This window comes from Pseudoalteromonas sp. Scap03, from assembly GCF_013393115.1.
In the GTDB taxonomy this organism is placed as follows: Bacteria; Pseudomonadota; Gammaproteobacteria; order Enterobacterales; family Alteromonadaceae; genus Pseudoalteromonas.
Genome location: NZ_VDEU01000001.1, coordinates 428,463 through 444,731 on the forward strand (window position 1 = coordinate 428,463; position 16,269 = coordinate 444,731).

Annotated in this window: 18 protein-coding genes; 14 read left to right on the plus strand and 4 right to left on the minus strand. The window is 38.9% G+C overall.

Annotation, left to right across the window (positions count from 1 at the left end):
- The first annotated feature begins 24 nt into the window (after window positions 1-24).
- Complete coding sequence (locus FHG08_RS01880) at window positions 25-831, plus strand: META domain-containing protein (protein WP_178956663.1); 807 nt, start codon at window positions 25-27, stop codon at window positions 829-831.
- 68 nt (window positions 832-899) lie between these two features.
- Here FHG08_RS01880 and FHG08_RS01885 read toward each other — a convergent pair whose 3' ends face one another.
- The gene (locus tag FHG08_RS01885) at window positions 900-1,739 is read right to left on the minus strand and encodes a 23S rRNA (adenine(2030)-N(6))-methyltransferase RlmJ (RefSeq protein ID WP_178956664.1); all 840 of its coding nucleotides are present in this window, start codon (window positions 1,737-1,739) and stop codon (window positions 900-902) included.
- Window positions 1,740-1,977: 238 nt separating this feature from the next.
- Here FHG08_RS01885 and FHG08_RS01890 point away from each other — a divergent pair, with 238 nt between their 5' ends.
- From FHG08_RS01890 to FHG08_RS01935, 10 genes are all read left to right on the plus strand, one after another.
- A complete protein-coding gene (locus FHG08_RS01890) occupies window positions 1,978-2,208 on the plus strand; it encodes a hypothetical protein (protein WP_008113449.1) in 231 nt (76 codons plus the stop codon).
- Entirely contained in the window at window positions 2,208-2,513 is a 306-nt protein-coding gene (locus FHG08_RS01895; RefSeq protein WP_010391716.1) for a cell division protein ZapA, read from the plus strand. The genes FHG08_RS01890 and FHG08_RS01895 overlap by 1 nt, the downstream gene beginning before the upstream one ends.
- A 55-nt stretch (window positions 2,514-2,568) precedes the next feature.
- The gene (locus FHG08_RS01900) at window positions 2,569-3,588 is read left to right on the plus strand and encodes an MBL fold metallo-hydrolase (RefSeq protein ID WP_178956665.1); all 1,020 of its coding nucleotides are present in this window, start codon (window positions 2,569-2,571) and stop codon (window positions 3,586-3,588) included.
- Window positions 3,589-3,644: 56 nt separating this feature from the next.
- A complete protein-coding gene (locus tag FHG08_RS01905) occupies window positions 3,645-5,093 on the plus strand; it encodes a transglycosylase SLT domain-containing protein (RefSeq protein WP_178956666.1) in 1,449 nt (482 codons plus the stop codon).
- Window positions 5,094-5,159: 66 nt separating this feature from the next.
- Complete coding sequence (locus FHG08_RS01910; protein ID WP_138604950.1) at window positions 5,160-5,648, plus strand: peptidylprolyl isomerase; 489 nt, start codon at window positions 5,160-5,162, stop codon at window positions 5,646-5,648.
- A gap of 21 nt (window positions 5,649-5,669) precedes the next feature.
- Window positions 5,670-6,398 carry an SDR family NAD(P)-dependent oxidoreductase gene (locus FHG08_RS01915; RefSeq protein ID WP_178956667.1) on the plus strand — a complete coding sequence of 243 codons (729 nt, stop codon included), beginning with the start codon at window positions 5,670-5,672 and terminating at the stop codon, window positions 6,396-6,398.
- A complete protein-coding gene (locus tag FHG08_RS01920; protein ID WP_178956668.1) occupies window positions 6,395-7,234 on the plus strand; it encodes an amidohydrolase in 840 nt (279 codons plus the stop codon). Before FHG08_RS01915 ends, FHG08_RS01920 begins: the two co-directional genes overlap by 4 nt.
- A gap of 48 nt (window positions 7,235-7,282) precedes the next feature.
- Window positions 7,283-8,845 (plus strand): S41 family peptidase, encoded by a 1,563-nt coding sequence (locus tag FHG08_RS01925; protein ID WP_178956669.1) that lies wholly within the window; start codon window positions 7,283-7,285, stop codon window positions 8,843-8,845.
- A gap of 3 nt (window positions 8,846-8,848) precedes the next feature.
- Window positions 8,849-9,229, plus strand: coding sequence for a hypothetical protein (locus FHG08_RS01930; RefSeq protein ID WP_178956670.1), 381 nt, complete (start codon window positions 8,849-8,851; stop codon window positions 9,227-9,229).
- A gap of 170 nt (window positions 9,230-9,399) precedes the next feature.
- Window positions 9,400-9,879 carry a hypothetical protein gene (locus tag FHG08_RS01935; protein WP_138604954.1) on the plus strand — a complete coding sequence of 160 codons (480 nt, stop codon included), beginning with the start codon at window positions 9,400-9,402 and terminating at the stop codon, window positions 9,877-9,879.
- A gap of 8 nt (window positions 9,880-9,887) precedes the next feature.
- Here FHG08_RS01935 and FHG08_RS01940 read toward each other — a convergent pair whose 3' ends face one another.
- Window positions 9,888-12,434, minus strand: coding sequence for a serine/threonine-protein kinase (locus FHG08_RS01940; RefSeq protein WP_178956671.1), 2,547 nt, complete (start codon window positions 12,432-12,434; stop codon window positions 9,888-9,890).
- Between the two features lie 121 nt (window positions 12,435-12,555).
- Between FHG08_RS01940 and FHG08_RS01945 the strand changes: the two genes are divergently transcribed.
- A complete protein-coding gene (locus FHG08_RS01945; protein WP_178956672.1) occupies window positions 12,556-13,518 on the plus strand; it encodes an FHA domain-containing protein in 963 nt (320 codons plus the stop codon).
- 46 nt (window positions 13,519-13,564) lie between these two features.
- Here the strand turns inward: FHG08_RS01945 and FHG08_RS01950 are convergent, their stop codons facing one another.
- Window positions 13,565-13,897: a hypothetical protein gene (locus FHG08_RS01950; RefSeq protein WP_178956673.1), complete on the minus strand. Its 333-nt coding sequence runs from the start codon at window positions 13,895-13,897 to the stop codon at window positions 13,565-13,567.
- Between the two features lie 23 nt (window positions 13,898-13,920).
- A complete protein-coding gene (locus tag FHG08_RS01955; protein WP_138604958.1) occupies window positions 13,921-14,313 on the minus strand; it encodes a hypothetical protein in 393 nt (130 codons plus the stop codon).
- A gap of 214 nt (window positions 14,314-14,527) precedes the next feature.
- Between FHG08_RS01955 and FHG08_RS01960 the strand changes: the two genes are divergently transcribed.
- Together FHG08_RS01960 and FHG08_RS01965 are read left to right on the plus strand one after the other, a co-directional pair.
- The gene (locus FHG08_RS01960) at window positions 14,528-15,163 is read left to right on the plus strand and encodes a hypothetical protein (RefSeq protein WP_138604959.1); all 636 of its coding nucleotides are present in this window, start codon (window positions 14,528-14,530) and stop codon (window positions 15,161-15,163) included.
- Window positions 15,164-15,218: 55 nt separating this feature from the next.
- Window positions 15,219-16,253 (plus strand): hypothetical protein, encoded by a 1,035-nt coding sequence (locus FHG08_RS01965; protein ID WP_178956674.1) that lies wholly within the window; start codon window positions 15,219-15,221, stop codon window positions 16,251-16,253.
- The last annotated feature ends 16 nt before the right edge of the window (window positions 16,254-16,269 follow it).

Consider the following 16,269-nt stretch of genomic DNA (forward strand, 5'->3'; position numbering starts at 1 on the left):
ACCATACTCCATCAAGGAACTCTTATGTTCTCATCTAAGCCTAATTCAATGTTAAAGTCGATTGCAGGCTTGTGTTTTCTAGCAAGTGGCACACTTATGCTGAGCGCATGTAACGATGACGCAGCGCAGCAAAATAGTGCTGTGGCGCAAACAATGACCACCTTACCTGTGCAAGTTAGTTACTTAGATCGCAGCCTAATTGCGCCTAATTCACAGCTAACCGTTACCTTGGTTGATGTGTCAAAAATGGATGTGGCAGCAACGGTTATCTCTGAGCAGGTAATTGATTTAGTAGGCGCACCGCCTTATAAAGTAGAGCTTGAGTATAACCTTGAAAAGATTGACCCAACTCACCGCTATAGCGTGCGTGCAACCATTAATAATCAAGGAAACTTGCTATACACCAGCACAACGAGTAACCCGCCTTTTGATAATACGGCCTCATCAGAGCCTTTAGAGATTATTGTTTCAAAAGTAGCGCCAAAGCCAGACGTTGACTTAGTAAACACCTACTTCAAAGCAGTTTCAATCGACGGCAACCCTGTTGTAGTAAATACCAAAGAGCCATTTATTCAGTTTAATAGTGACAAAACTGTATACGGCTTTTTAGGATGTAATAACTTTAATGGCGGTTATGAAGTATCGAAGCAAGCAGTGACTTTTACGCAGTTAGCTACCACGCAAAAAATGTGTCATGACAATATGGAACAAGAAAGCGCGATGGCGGCTGTGCTTCAGGCAGCAACGCAATGGCAAATTAATGGTGAAAAATTAGTATTACAAAATGAGGCAGGCAGCCAACTTGCTACCTTTAACGCTGTTTACTTTTGATTAAGAACGTAACAATACCCCACATCTAAGCAAATAAATAAGCCCAGTTAAACTGGGCTTATTTATTTTTATTCGGCGACTAACTGCTCGCTACGGTAAAAACCACTTGGCTTACTCAACAAGCTTACTAGTTCAGGTAACACATCATCCATAGTTTGTTTCAGTTTCCATGGTGGATTTATCACTATCATTCCAGAGGCGGTCATACCATGTACTTCGGTATCTGCTTCAGTACCTAATTCAAATAATTGAATATTTTTAATTCCCGCGTCAATTAAACCCTGCTCCATATTATCAATACGTTCTCTGTCTACAACCGGATACCAGATCATATATGTACCCGTCGCAAAGCGTTGGTGGGCTTTGACAATGGTTTGTACGACCGTATTGTAATCGTCTTTTATTTCATAAGGTGGGTCTATTAACACACAGGCTCTGCGCGAAGCTGGCGGTAATAAACCAATTAAGCCCGCAAACCCATTTTCGCCGCGTACTCGAATAGAGCGCTTACCTTGCATGTTTTCTTCAAGTAATACCAAATCTCGCGGATGCAACTCAAAAAACCAGCCCTTATCTTGGCGGCGCAAAAAGTGTTCGGCGATTTTTGGTGAACCTGGGTAAAACGCCAGAGACGAACTTTCATTAAACGATTTTATTAACTCAATGTAGTCATTTAAGGCACCGTGCTGACTGGTATGTTGCCAAAGTTTTTCTATGCCATCTTGGTACTCTTGGGTTTTTTGCGCGTCTGGTGCTGACAGCTCAAAAAAACCAGCACCCGAATGCGTATCGATATAGTCAAGCGGCTTATCTTTTATTGTTTGATAACCCAGCACTTGCGCTAACACTAAATGTTTAAGTACATCGGCAGGGTTACCCGCATGAAAGGAGTGTCTGTAACTAAGCATTATTTATTTTCGCCATACGCTGTTTAATAAAATTAGTGAACCATAAAGCACACTGCTTTGGCAATCGTCACAGCAAAAGCGGGTGTTTACGTGAACCATTTCTGAATGAAAAAGCCAATAGCATGAATTATCCCTTAACATAGAATAAAAATCACCTAAAACCAGCGTAAATGCTGGCAAATAAACACACTTTGCTTTACATTTGCATGACATTAATTACAGTTATATGAGCGCATTTATGAACAACAATACTCTTCAACAACTCGAACAACTGATCGACCAACTAATTACCCGTAATAATCAGTTGCAAACTGATATTACAGAGCTTAAAGAGCAAAACAGTAAACTGCTTGATGAAAATGAGTTATTACAGTTAGAGGCCCTTGAAAATGAAGAAAAACAAAAAGATGCAAGCACCACCTTGTCATCATTATTAGATAAATTACAAAGCGCACAACAGGCAAGCTAATGTCTGAGCTGCAAAACCAGCGAGTCACTGTTGAATTGCTTGGTAAAGAGCAGCAATTTGCTTGTCCGGCTGGGCAAGAAGAGGCACTAAAAGCGGCCGCCAAAAATCTGAATGATTTAGTTGAACAAATGAAACAACGTTCAACAGTCAGAAACGATCAAAAAGCATTACTTATGGCTGCTTTGAATTTAAGCCACGAATTGCTTGAAGCAAAAACTCAAAAATCAGTTGAGCTTGAGCATCAAGATCAATTGATTGATAAGTTGAGTCAATACTTAAGCTCAAACTCTGAACACACTAAATAAAAGCGCATTTTGCGCTTTTATTGTTTTTACCGTCAAAATATAGCTAGAGAAAAAGATGCAACCACTTTTAACTAAAGCTCAAAAAATAGGTAAGTGCTTACTGCTTTTAATCTGCCTATTTATACATGCAAAAAGCAATGCAGCAGTTGAGTGGCAATCGTTATCGGCTAATATTCAATTTATCAAGCAGCCAGATAGATTACGTTTTTACGACTCTAACCAAGTGTTAATTCAGGGCAGTGAGTGTGCCTTACTGGTAGATGCCAGTGGTAACTTTGCAGCAGTAGAACAACTGGTTACCAAACTAAAACAACAGCTAAAGACGCCTTTATGTTACTTAGTTGCCACTCATTTTCATGACGATCACTTACTGGGCATGGCGGTTATGCAGCATTACTTCCCAGACGCAAAACTGATTTCTCACCAACAAGTCGCTAACGACTTTTCGCGTTATCAGCAAGCATTAACAGATAAGCTAGAGGGGTTCGAAAAAAGCATTGAGCTGAGCTATCAGCGATTAGCCACCTTACCCGATGCTGAGCAAGCTCAATGGCGAGAAAAGCTCACTCGTGCTAAAACACGCTTATTTCGCTGGCAGAATTATCAACTAACACCACCAAAAATGAGTATTAGTGAGCCTAAAACATTAGATTTAGGAAATTATGTATTAACTATCAACCCGCATCAGGCACATACTAATGGCGATTTAACATTACTTGCTGACAAGGGTAAAACCTTAATAGGTGGAGATATCATTGACTGGCTTCCCTACCCTGGGCATGGCGAGCTTAAACAATGGCAAAGTTTATTAAAAAAATATATAAATAATAATTCGCTGTCACTTTTTGTTCCTGGCCATGGCAATTTAGTCGATAAAGTTAAATTAAAACAGTCACTCACGTTTTTAGAAGCAATTACGGAGCAGGTTAAAAACAACCCTGAAGCCAGTATTGAGCAATTACAAAAAAAATTCCCAAGTGAAGTACTAAAACCTTACCAACAAGACTCACTTGATATAAAATCAACTCACTTATTTTTGCAATCGGGATTACTTCGCGCTAAAAACAGTCAATAACTGAACACAATGGATTGTGTTAAAATATGGAAATATATTTTTTAAAAAGGAACAAAATGCGTCACTTGATCTTATGCTTTGCCATTGTATTGCTATGTAGCTGTAAAACCACACAGCCAGAGATCATTGCGCCTGCAGTTTCTGCACCTGTAGAGCAAAAAGCCGTACAATCAATCATGCCGACCTCTACAAACACCAACAAAGTTATTAATAAAAAAACAATACCCAAAGCCCTTAAAGCGACTCAACCGACTGACTTATGGGCACATATTGCTGATAACTTACATTTACCGGTTGAGCAAAATCAAGCGTTAAAAAAACGCATTAACTGGTATTTAAAACAACCGAATTATTTAAGAATAGTGTCTCGCCGTGCAGAGCCTTTTTTATACCATATAGTAAAAAAAGTAGAGCAAAAGCAACTCCCCATGGAACTGGCATTACTGCCATTTGTAGAAAGTGGCTTTAGGCCTACCGCCCGCTCAAGTGAACATGCTGTGGGTGTGTGGCAACTGGTTGCAGCAACTGCACATCATTTCGGGGTTAAATCAGATCAATGGTACGACGGACGCCAAGATGTGTTGGCCTCAACCGATGCAGCACTAGATTACTTAAGCTATTTACATAAACGTTTTGATGGTAATTGGTTGCATGCACTTGCGGCCTATAACACCGGTGAAGGCCGAGTTAAACGCGCTATAAAGCGCAATAAAAAAAGAGGTAAATCAACTGATTTTTGGGCATTAACCCTACCAAAAGAAACCGCTGACTATGTACCAAAACTGTTAGCACTAAGCTATTTAGTAAAGCACCCTAAAGCAAAGTTTAAACGGCCAAAGCTTCCTTACAAAGCACTGACCACCTCGTTAAATGTGGCAAAACAGTTCGACTTTTCAATTATGGCCAAGCTCTCTGGCATGGGTGTAAAGCAACTACATGCCCTCAATCGAGGTTATTTAAAAAACCAAAGTTCCCCCCATGGCCCGCATACTTTGTTGCTTCCTATTGAGCAACAAGCTTTACTAAAAAACCGTTTTTTTAAAGCCAATTTTGCAGGCGAATACATAGTCAAAAAAAATGACACACTATACGGTATTGCTAGGCATTTTGGCTTGCCTTTAAAGACACTAAAACAGCTCAATAATAAGCAAAATAACTTTATTGGTGTTGGCGAAAAACTTATTTTAGGAGAGCCTCAAACGTTACCTGAATCACTCACTATTAACTATAAAATAAGCCCTTACTTGGAACAAAAAGAGACCGTCATTCCAACCATCGAGGTAGATTACCACGTTAAGCCCGGTGATAACCTGTGGAATATAAGTCAGTTGTATGGCGTTGCTCATAGCGATTTAGCACGTTGGAATAAGTTATCAGCATCTAGCGTATTAAAGCCTGGGACTCAGTTAGTTTTATTTATACCCCAAGCTGCGACACCTAAAACCACACCGGCTAAAAAAGATCTGTTACTCGACTTACAAAATACATTAAATCATCCCCGTTAAGTTTCTAAAGCGCAGTATTTCGCGTAAAATTGCTTTTTAATTTATTTAAATCTTAAAGAGACATGCATGCAAATCAGTAAAAATTCGGCCGTTGAATTTCATTACACCCTTAGCGAAGCCGGTGAGCAAATAGAAAGTAGCCTTAACGACGCGCCATTAAGTTACATTCACGGCAGCGAAGGCATGCTACCCGGTTTAGAAACCGCACTTGAAGGTAAAACTGCTGGTGATAAATTTAGCGTAACGTTATCTCCAAGTGAATCATACGGCGAGCGTGTTGATGATTTAATTCAGCGCATTCCGCTTAAGCATTTACAAGGCGATGTAAAAGTGTGGAAGCCAGGTATGACTGCAATGGTGCAATCAAATCAGGGTCGCCATCAAGTGACTATCGTAAAAGTAGGCCGCTTTAATGCTGATTGTGATTTAAACCACCCATTTGCTGGTAAAACACTGACCTTTGATGTTGAGATTGTATCCGTTCGTGAAGCAACAAGCGAAGAAATCTCTCATGGCCATGTTCATGCTGAAGGTGGTTGCGGCCACGCACATTAATTGCTAATTAAAGGAACATGTATGTCAAAAGTTGCAATAGTAACCGGTGGCTCTAAAGGCATTGGCTTTGCTGTGGTACAGCGATTATTAACTAACGGCTATCAGGTTCATAACTTAGATATTGAGCCCAGTGAGAGTGGTGTTTTTCATCAATGTGATGTTAGTAATGTAACCGCCGTACGCCAGTGCATACAAGCTATTATTGAAAAAACACAACGCATTGATGTACTTGTTTCAAATGCTGGCAAGCACCTAAGTGCCACAATTGAGCAAACCGATGAAGCGACATTCGATGCGTTAATGGCACTGAATGTTAAAGGTGCGTACGCGGCTATACAAAGCGTATTACCAGCTATGAAAGTACAACAAGATGGCGCTATTGTGTTAATTGCCTCAGACCAAGCCATTATTGGCAAACAAAACTCATTTGCTTATAACCTGACTAAACATGCATTGGCTTCGATGGCTAAAACCACCGCCTTAGATTACGCAAGTTTTAATATTCGCGCTAATGCAGTGTGCCCTGGCACTATAGAAACGCCGTTATTTCATAATGCAATTGATGCATATTGTAAAAGAAGTGGTGCTAACAAAGCCGATATTGTTGCAGAAGAAGCCGCATTACAACCACTCAACCGTTTAGGTCAAGCCGATGAAGTTGCTGCACTGGTAAGCTTTTTATTAAGTGCAGATGCCAGCTTTATTACTGGTAGCTTACAACGTATTGATGGCGGCTACACAGCACAATGAGCACTAAAATTATTGACCCGCATCTGCACTTTTTTAATTTGCTGGAGGGTCAATACACTTGGCTACAAGGTGCGAACCCACCAGCTTGGTCTAACTTAGATAAAATAAAGCAGCCCATCAGCGCTGCTGAACTGATCAAAAGTACTAACTTTGAACTCGCAGGTTTAGTGCACATAGAGGCAGGCTTTAATAATAACCAGCCTGTTAAAGAATTAAACTGGTTAGCCAGACATATTAAAACTATACCTTATAAAGCAATTAGCTTTGCAACAATTAACCAGCCAAATAACGCATTTAAACTAGCACTTCAGCAGCTAGAACATCACTCTCTTGTAGGCATTAGAGATATCACTGAAGGTCATGATGCCGAGCGCTTATTGAGCCCTCATTGTCTCGATAACCTGCGGCACTTGAGCCATTTAAAGCTGCATTTTGAAGCCCAATTTGAAGTAGAAAACCTCAACATCACCGAGCGGCTCATTTCTTATGCCAACCAAGTTAGTGACTTACAAATAATCATTAATCACGCAGGGCTTGCACACAACCTTGCTAACTGGTCAACTGCAATTGAACTACTTGCAAAACAGCCTAATGTTGCGATTAAGTTTTCAGGTTTTGAATTACTAATGCTTAATAGCGAGCAGCAAAACCAATGTTTTAAACATATTTTAAAGCATTTTGGTATGCAAAGAGTGATCTTTGCTAGCAACTTCCCCCTGTGCCAAATTAATATTAACTACAACGAGTTATGGCAACATTATCGCAGCCTGTGTAGCGACGGTCTTACATGGCAATATTTGAGTTACAAAAATGCTGCAAGCCTCTATCAACTCTAAATGAAAACCGCTATATTTAGCTCAACAGTTTAAAAAACGAGCATGCGTATGGCCATTTTTAATCCATCTTCTCTTAAATACACATTACTCTCTTGCTCGCTAGCCGCTGTATTAACAGGTTGTGGCGGTGGAGGTAGCGACAATGCGACCAACCCAACAACTAATAATAGCGGCTGGACTCCAGGTGTATTTGCCAGTTCAGGGCAATTTAAAGGTCAATGCCAAGCAATTAGTGAAAAAAACTGGCTACGCTCTTGGAGTAACGAAACCTACCTATGGTATGACGAAATTATTGATACCAACCCTGCATTAACGTCAGGGGTTATTGATTACTTTAATACTTTAAAAACGGAGCAACTGACTGATTCAGGTGCGAAAAAAGATAACTTTCACTTTAGTTTGCCGACCGATGAGTGGCAAAGACAAAATCAATCCGGCCTAAGCTTTGGTTATGGCTTTAATATAAAAATAATTGCAGGTAGCGCGCCACGCCAAGCAGTTGTTAGCTACACCGAACCAAATACCCCAGCTAGTAATCAAAATATTATTCGTGGTTTTGAGCTTTTAGAAGTTGATGGCGTTGATTTTATTAACACCACCTCATCGAGCGAGGTAGGTATTATTAATGCAGGTTTATTCCCCGAGCAAACCGGTAAAGTTACCGAATTTGTATTTAGGGATATCAGCACTAATGAAAACCGCACAGTGACACTCACGTCTCAAAACATCGAATCGCAACCAGTAATGAATGTTCGTACCGATTTAGTCGCTGGTGATGTTGGTTATTTTCAATTTAATAGCCACAACGCCATAGCCGAAACACAGCTTTACAACGCCTTTAACCAACTCGCTGCCAGTAGCATTAAAGATTTAGTCATTGACGTGCGCTATAACGGGGGTGGGTTATTACAAATGGCTAGCCAAGTAGGCTACATGGTGGGGGGCAGTAACACGCAAGGTAAAATATTTGAACGGACCATATTTAATGATAAATACCCTAATACCAACCCCGTCACAGGCCAAGCACTGACGCCGATGCCTTTTACAAATCGTTTTGTCGGCTTTGAAAATAATCCTGCAATTGTAGCGGGCACGCCGTTACCCACCTTAAACTTAGAACGGGTATTTGTACTTACCACCAGCAGTACCTGCTCGGCTAGTGAGGCTATCATTAACGGGCTGCGCGGAGCAGATGTTGAAATTATTCAGATAGGCGCAGGCACCTGTGGTAAACCGTATGGTTTTTACCCTACCGACAACTGCGACACCACTTATTTTACTATTCAATTTACTGGCGAAAATAACAAAGGTTTTGGTGAATATTCAGATGGCTTTGCACCGCAAAATACCATTGATGACGTACGACAACCGGTTCGCATTGCTGGGTGTGCTGTTGCCGATGATTTTACTAAGCGCTTAGGTGATGCTAGTGAAAGCTTATTAAGTACAGCGCTGAGCTATAGAGAAAACGGCAGTTGCCCTGCCCCAAGCTCAATAAATAGTGTTCTTGGTTTTGCGCCCACTATCGCCACCGATATGCCAGAAGTAAAAGATATGCGAGTTCAAACCATGCTAGAACAAAATATTATTCTTAGTGATAACATGAGATAAGCAATGAACATATTATTAGCAATAAGCATGGCTGCAGCGACATTAGGGTTAACGGGTTGCTTAGCACAAAGCTCAGAACCCACACCTAAGCTACAGCATGCGTTACTAATTGAGCCGAATAGCGCTAAAGTAGCCGATGCGATTACGCAACTGCTACATAGCTCACAGGTTCAATTAGCCGACGATGTTTTTGTCACCTCAAGCACAGTTACGCTTGAGCGACTTAATCATAAAGATCCTCAGGGAAATCCGATTATGGGCAAGCAGCTTAATATGCCGGATCAGTTTGAACTAATGATTAAAGGTAAGCAATGTTTTATCCGACATTTAGATAGTAAAGCTACTGAGCCACTACCTGGTGTTAGTTGCAAGGCGATATACTAATATATTATAGAGCGCTGGCCGAACGTGGTTTCTCAAGCCTGTTAAGCTTTTTTACTTTTTCTGAACAAAAATAATTATTGTTATTTTTTGGTGGAATACTTAATTACATCTATAGTTAAAATGCTCATGGAGTAAATAAGAAATTTTAAATTTAAAACAGGACTTTTATCATGAACGATCTTAGCTTTCGCGTTATCCCAAACGAAAATGACTCTTGGGAGTTTATTTCTAAATCAGGCTCTAGCGCTGAAGATATTAAAATCAACTATAAAGAACTCACTACAGGTGGAAGCCTGAACTTATATTATGAGTTAGCAAACGAATCGGAGTGGACTTTTTCTGAAAATGGCAGCTATTTTTCAGATGCTAAAGATAACTTTAGTTACCAACTAAATAGCCTTGTTGCCAATGAAGGGAAGTCATTAATTATTACAATTTCTAGTATTTTACCGCATCAAGCCTTATCTCAGGAGTTGAACAAACTATTGGCTGAGAATCCAAAAAAAGTAGTATCAGGGCAGTTGGATCAACGTACAAATTATGAAATTAATTTTCGATTAATTGCAAAAAAGAGCACTGACGTTAACTCTCTTATGCGTTATTTTTCGCAAGACCCACGCGTTATAATTGAAGATATGGAGCCACACTAGTACAGAGCTTACTCTGCGCTATTTTTTACTGGACATAAAAAGTTATAATGCTCTTTACCTATTAAGCTCATCAGCTTATTTTCAGAGCATAACCCCTTAAACCATTGTAAACGGTAAAAAACTGGGCTCCACCCCAAATTTATACTTTGCTCTATTGATGCTAACGCCGAGTATTTTTCATTCAACAAGCTTTGTAGCATTGCTTTAATAAAGTATGCCTCTGCCAAATTAGAATTAGTAGCTAACAGCTGTTCAATCTGGTTCATTGCTTGTTGATTTCTATCTAAATGAATCAACACTTGTGCTTTTTCAAGTTGTTCTGCAACGTTCTGCGACGAAGAATCAAGCTGCTTATTGACTTCTAAATATAAGCTTTCGGCCTCTGTAAAGCGGCCCTTAAAATGAAGTAAATCGGCATAGTTAAGTTGTAAGGTAGTTGTTTTGGCATCTAACATCATCGCTTTTTGAGCAAAATTTAATGCATCGACAAACTCACCTTGTAGAGAAAGAGTAATTGAATAATTACTATAAATAGAAGCGCTTTGCCGCCCCGAATCTATCAGTTTTTGGTAGTTATTCTCTGCAGCCTTCAAGTCACCCGATAACAAATATACATCAGCGACTGTTTTTAGCGTTACAATATCGTTAGGGTTATAACTTAATACCTCCTTTAAATATTTTAATGCGTTAGCACGTTTCCCCGATGTGAGATACGCTATTGCAAGGTTTCTTGTCGCTAATAAAGTTGGCCTTATTTTATATGCCATTTTCGCATGCTTTAAAGATTCTTCAAGGCGACCTATACGCTTAAAATAAATAGCCAAAATAGTTTCTCTTTGGTATTCCTCTAATGATGAGTTTTGAATTCTGCTAATAATTTTTTCGGCTTTAATGTGCTCCCCCGTTTGTTGATATATTTCAAGTAGGTCAATTAAATAAGCAGGACTGTCACTGTATGAAGTTGGCGCTCGTTCAAGTTGAAATTGTAACTTTGTTATGAGCGCTACATTTTTGGAAGACTTATAAAGTCGTAAAATTATTTTTCGGTATAAAGGATATAAAGGCTTAAAATCTGGCTGTTGCGATAACAAGGCTTCAGCCATGGCACGTTGCTTTTGAGTACTACCTAAATCATTCGCAGTTAGGGTAACTAAAGATACATATTGCCTGATAAACTCATCTGACAATAACAGTTCCCTATTTGACAGGATGCTTGGGCTAAGCAAGTTTTGTATTGAAGATAGTGTTGAGTTATAAATATTTAGATAGCTTTCTTTATTTGTTGCACTTCGGGTTGTGCCTACCATTGTGGCGTTTTTATCTAATTCGTTTAGTGTAAAGTCACAAGACAAAAGACTACAATCTAATACAGGAATCAGTAGCTTAGTAGCTCTTAGCGCAGTAGCTAAATTATTTAGGCCTGCATCATTACCAAGTATTAATTGTGTTTGTGTAACTTCCTTGCTCGAAATTAAAGCAAACTTGCGATCCGCAAGTACATATTCGGTTATTGCATCTTTGACGCCAAGACTAAGTAAGCGCTTTTGTGTATCCGTAACTTGGCTACTCACTGTAAATTCTACTGGCATCAAAGCTATCCTCTCTATCGGTTTTGATGAATACCAAAGCCAGCTCCCCGCGATCAATAACAGACAAAGAGCCACAGTAAGAAATAATCTTCTATTGAAAAAACGTTTACTTACGTTGTTATTATTTTGATAGCTTTTAACATCGACAGTCAGGCTTTCAAAACTAAGTGAGTCTAAAATCCGCCTAAACTGAGATGCTACGGCACGAGCGCTTTCAGGTCGTTTATCAACTTTGAATGCTAATAATTGTTTAAGTAAAGGCACTAAATCAGCAGATAACTCTTTGATCGATTCATAACTTGCGCTACAAGGAAATGACATTATTTGTTTTGCTAAATCTTGCCCTATATTACTCGATGCTTGTTTTGAATAGGCATGGTAGCCTGTTAATAATTGATAAGCTATTAGCCCTAGTGAAAACAAATCACTACGAAAATCCATAGTTTGATTATTCAATTGTTCAGGCGACATTGCCTTTAAACTGCCATAATCAGTGCCTATATTTGTCGCTTCAGCTCCTTTAATTTTTGAGATACCAAAATCTGTTATTTTAACTGTGTCTTCATCACTAACTAATACATTGGCAGGTTTCAAATCGAGATGTAGTATGCCTTTATCATGAATTGCAGCTAGGCCATCGCTGATATGAATAAGTATTTCTAATTTTTTAGTAAGAGTGAGACTCTGTTCTTTCATTAAATGGGCTAAGGTCGTTCCTTTAACATACTCCATTTCTAATAAAATTTGTTCATCCCGATGAATTATCTTATAAAGCTGCACTATATTTGGGTGATTTAAGCTTGCAATTAACTTTGCTTCGCTGATGGCTCGCTCAGTATTATTTCCAGCTAATTTCATAACTTTGAGGGCTACTTGTCTATTCAACTCTAGATCTGTTGCAAGGTATATCGTACTCATTCCTCCTTGCGCCAAAACTTGTATTTGTTTGTAATAATCCTCTAACACAAACTGTTCGATCCATCATATGTAAATAATTAGTCTAGTATTTAATGTTAATTAAATGCAAAGTCAATATATACAATATGATAGTGTAATATTATTTACTAAAAGACCAAAAGAGAGCTGTATGGCTATACTGACTAAGTTAAACTCAAATATGAGCTTTTATCTGCGCGACTTTCATCGTTTTGGTCGGCTAGCCCACTCTGTTGACACCTTATTAAACTACCCAGAAGTGACACGTATTCATGCTGTAATAGAGTGGGTTAAACCACACTGGTACATTCGTGACTTAAGCAAAAATGGTATTTGGCTAAACGGTAAACGACTTGATAAGCAAACCAATTCCGTATTAGCCCTAAATGATCGCATCAGCTTTTCAGAAATAAATAACTTAGATTACCAGTTAACTTCTATCGATCCACCAAGAGACCTTTTACTACCGGTCAATGGAACAAATACACATTGTATGTTGCTCGAACCTTATCATTTTTTACCCGATAGCCAACACCCCAAAGCTGTTATTTATTACGACCCTGAGAGACTCTCTTGGTGTTATGAAAATACAGAAACTCACCAATTAACACTCTTAAAAGATGGCCAAATAATAATAATCGCAGAACAGCAGTGGCAGTTTTTTCAAGCAGAAATGGCATCACAAGAAAACACGCTGAATTTAAGTCCTACGTCTATTAATAACCTTAAATTTATGTTCAATTTAAGCTTAGATGAAGAGCAAACCGAATTAAAAATAAGGCAACATAATAAATTAGTTGACCTAGATGTTCGCTCTCACCACTATCTTACTTTATTGCTGGCTCGTAATAAATTGACTGATATCAAAAATAAATTTGAGCCTGATGTACAGGGCTGGGTACAAGTTAAGAAATTAGCACGCGATCTCGGTATTAATGAGAGCCATGTCAATATTCAGATCCACCGTGCGCGAAAACAGTTTATGGACTCTTTCAATAATATATTATCTGCTGATATTTTGATTGAACGTAAACGAGGTAAAGTTCGTTTTGCAGGGACGTGCTTTACAATTGTAAAGGGGGCGAATTGTGAATCAACAGAGCCTAAAAATTAAGAAATGGCTGTGGCAACGAGCTGAGCTACAGCCATTCACTGGTCGATTACTGAGCTATTATTTGTAGCGAACAATTGTAGCGAACAGCCTTATTTATCAATGATTTAAATTCAAGGCTAAATGCCACAAGCGACTCTTCCATAGGGTAACAAGCAATACACTTATCAAGCTCTTCAGTAAGCTGATTAAGCATACTAACTGATATTGGATTTTCAGCCTCTACGCCGTATTGATGCTTCCAAAACCGCTGTAGTATAGGAGCATCATTTAACATAGTTATATACTCATAACCATCATGCCAAAGCTCATCTGTCAAAGAGCATTGAAATTCAGGCTCATCGAGATGAAATGTTGTAGATGATAGAACGACCTTTCTCATAATTATCTATTCCAAAATTGACATTAAAAACAGTTTCCCGGTGCACCATTTAGTTCAGGGAACTGAGTAACAACCTCTCCATTTGGCTTAATTATCAAGCGGGCGCACTTCTCTTGCTGAGTACCAACTACCATCCCTAGGTTAGCATCATACCTAATACGAGAATCAGGCTGTACTGTTCGTGATTTATTAGTTGCATTTTGTACTTGTTCGCAAAATTGTTGTGCATCTTGAATTGTTGCACAATACTGAGGCAAAAATTGACTGGCTTGTACACCTGCAGTGCAATGCCTTTGCTGAATATGAGCAAAAGATTGTGCTGTTACATCACATATTGGGTCTGCAGCTGCCTGAGTTGCAGAAATAAATAGGTAACTGATAAAGCTGCTATAGATAACCGAATTAATTAATTTCATTACTGTCTCCTTTGCAATCTAAATTGATAGGAAGTCACTCTTCCTTTCTCAATCTAGATACTAGGGAGAAATATTCCATAACAAAGTATTACACAGTGCAGGTAATACTTCGTAATAACAATCTCTAATTAGAAGACCTATCTTTTGGTGACTTGGTTGACATACCAAGTACACACTTACTTACACGATGTAACACAACTAAAAGGAAACGAGGATGTCTATTTATAAATTATTAGTTAAAAACGACTCAACTAACCCAACACGATTTGCAATTTTCCAAGAAAAGCCATCATTAGATGTTGGCGGTAATGTATTCACATTAGCTTGGTTTAGCAAGTATGCATATCAAGGAACAACTGCCGAATTTGCTTGGGAAATTGACTACAGTGCAATTTGGTCAAGACCAGGTCAAGAGCTTCGCCCTGGCGTTATCTGTAAAACATCACAGTCAAAACGAGTTGATTTAGATGGTGCGAATACAGTCACTTTAGGCTACGACAATGTTAATGATGCCTTTAACATGAGCTCTCCTGTAAAAGGTAATAGTGGCAGTATTTTTACAAATTGTGACGAGACAGTACCTAATTCAAACACCACTCCATCAGCTGCTGCGGGTATTGGTATTGCTATGAGTGGTGCGGGGACTTTTTTAGTCAGTACGCAACCGAATATGAATTTAACATGGACACCCAAGCCTAAATATTACCTTGTTGCTGGTAACTTCAAAACTGGCGAAATTTTAGATACGCAAACAATCATGAACAGTGGCAGAGCTCTCGAAATTCCATATCAAGGAATTTTAACGCAGAGCGCAACCTTAAATAGCCAAAATGTTTTAGTACTAAATTAATGCTAATTTGTGTGCGCTAATTAATGGCGCACACATTAATTGGAGGGAATCAGATATGGCTGCTCTAGATAATCAACATACTTATGATATAGATAGTTTATTATTTGCAATGCAACAAAAAAACTTAGTGTATAACTACGACTTTCGTTATTTTAGTAATCAAACGAATACACAACCTATTAAGTATAACCACCCCGATGGCTGGATATACAGTGATCCAGGTAATGGTTCACAAATTAGTTCAGAAAATAACGGCTGTCGAATCGTTACCAGTACAGAAGAAAACGCCACAATGAGCTTTCGACAAAATATTCACGAGTTTCCAAGATGGAAAGAAACTCTATGCTCTGAACACATTAGCTGTGTGGCACAGTTAAATGTTAAAGGAACAGGCGAGCTACACTTTTGCTTGTCAGACGGTATTACATATGCCCAAAGAACATACACAATCCAAAACAGCCAAGAACTCAATATATCTACCGAATTAGAAATTGCAATGGATGCAAAAACTGTTTTTGTTGAACTTTCGTGCTCTTCCCCGTCTGTCGTTATTTCTGTAAAAAAAATATTCGCAAACAAGGGCTATATAGCTTTAGCTAGTCTGCCTTGTATTGTTGCAGGTGTCATTGGTGAGCGAAAGCAGTACGTAGCAACAGAACAAGCACCAGCAGAAGAACTACCTCTATGTACTATACCAATTGCATTGAACAGTGATCAAACACGGCTAAACTCGGTTATTAACTATCGCTTCGGCAAGCAAGGTGAATTTTCTTTATTACCTGATTTTAGAGGATATTTCAGCCGTGCTTGGGATAACTCAGCCGGTAGAGATAAAAATGCCAAACAACGTAAAATGTCAGGTGATTCGAATAATATTGGTGACCTAGTGGGTACAACAGAGCCCGATATATTTAAAGAGCATCAACATACCATTACTTTTAAGCCTGTGAATATGCTTAATCCTGAAAAAGGAAGTCCAGCCTATGGTGTTAATCTTGCAGCGAGTACTCAAACTCAGATCACGACAGAGGGTGACCTTGAAACACGTCCAATCAATATTGCAGAATTATTTACAATTAAGTGGGCTTGATATCTTTTAGGAAGGT

What these genes read in the sequence shown, in the direction of transcription:
- FHG08_RS01915 (WP_178956667.1), top strand. Translation starts at nt 5,670, where the DNA reads ATGTCAAAAGTTGCAATAGTAACCGGTGGCTCTAAAGGCATTGGCTTT.
- FHG08_RS01945 (WP_178956672.1), top strand. Translation starts at nt 12,556, where the DNA reads ATGGCTATACTGACTAAGTTAAACTCAAATATGAGCTTTTATCTGCGC.
- FHG08_RS01935 (WP_138604954.1), top strand. Translation starts at nt 9,400, where the DNA reads ATGAACGATCTTAGCTTTCGCGTTATCCCAAACGAAAATGACTCTTGG.
- FHG08_RS01960 (WP_138604959.1), top strand. Translation starts at nt 14,528, where the DNA reads ATGTCTATTTATAAATTATTAGTTAAAAACGACTCAACTAACCCAACA.
- FHG08_RS01905 (WP_178956666.1), top strand. Translation starts at nt 3,645, where the DNA reads ATGCGTCACTTGATCTTATGCTTTGCCATTGTATTGCTATGTAGCTGT.
- FHG08_RS01880 (WP_178956663.1), top strand. Translation starts at nt 25, where the DNA reads ATGTTCTCATCTAAGCCTAATTCAATGTTAAAGTCGATTGCAGGCTTG.
- FHG08_RS01895 (WP_010391716.1), top strand. Translation starts at nt 2,208, where the DNA reads ATGTCTGAGCTGCAAAACCAGCGAGTCACTGTTGAATTGCTTGGTAAA.
- FHG08_RS01885 (WP_178956664.1), bottom strand. Translation starts at nt 1,739, where the DNA reads ATGCTTAGTTACAGACACTCCTTTCATGCGGGTAACCCTGCCGATGTA.
- FHG08_RS01950 (WP_178956673.1), bottom strand. Translation starts at nt 13,897, where the DNA reads ATGAGAAAGGTCGTTCTATCATCTACAACATTTCATCTCGATGAGCCT.
- FHG08_RS01965 (WP_178956674.1), top strand. Translation starts at nt 15,219, where the DNA reads ATGGCTGCTCTAGATAATCAACATACTTATGATATAGATAGTTTATTA.
- FHG08_RS01925 (WP_178956669.1), top strand. Translation starts at nt 7,283, where the DNA reads ATGGCCATTTTTAATCCATCTTCTCTTAAATACACATTACTCTCTTGC.
- FHG08_RS01930 (WP_178956670.1), top strand. Translation starts at nt 8,849, where the DNA reads ATGAACATATTATTAGCAATAAGCATGGCTGCAGCGACATTAGGGTTA.
- FHG08_RS01900 (WP_178956665.1), top strand. Translation starts at nt 2,569, where the DNA reads ATGCAACCACTTTTAACTAAAGCTCAAAAAATAGGTAAGTGCTTACTG.
- FHG08_RS01955 (WP_138604958.1), bottom strand. Translation starts at nt 14,313, where the DNA reads ATGAAATTAATTAATTCGGTTATCTATAGCAGCTTTATCAGTTACCTA.
- FHG08_RS01910 (WP_138604950.1), top strand. Translation starts at nt 5,160, where the DNA reads ATGCAAATCAGTAAAAATTCGGCCGTTGAATTTCATTACACCCTTAGC.
- FHG08_RS01890 (WP_008113449.1), top strand. Translation starts at nt 1,978, where the DNA reads ATGAACAACAATACTCTTCAACAACTCGAACAACTGATCGACCAACTA.
- FHG08_RS01920 (WP_178956668.1), top strand. Translation starts at nt 6,395, where the DNA reads ATGAGCACTAAAATTATTGACCCGCATCTGCACTTTTTTAATTTGCTG.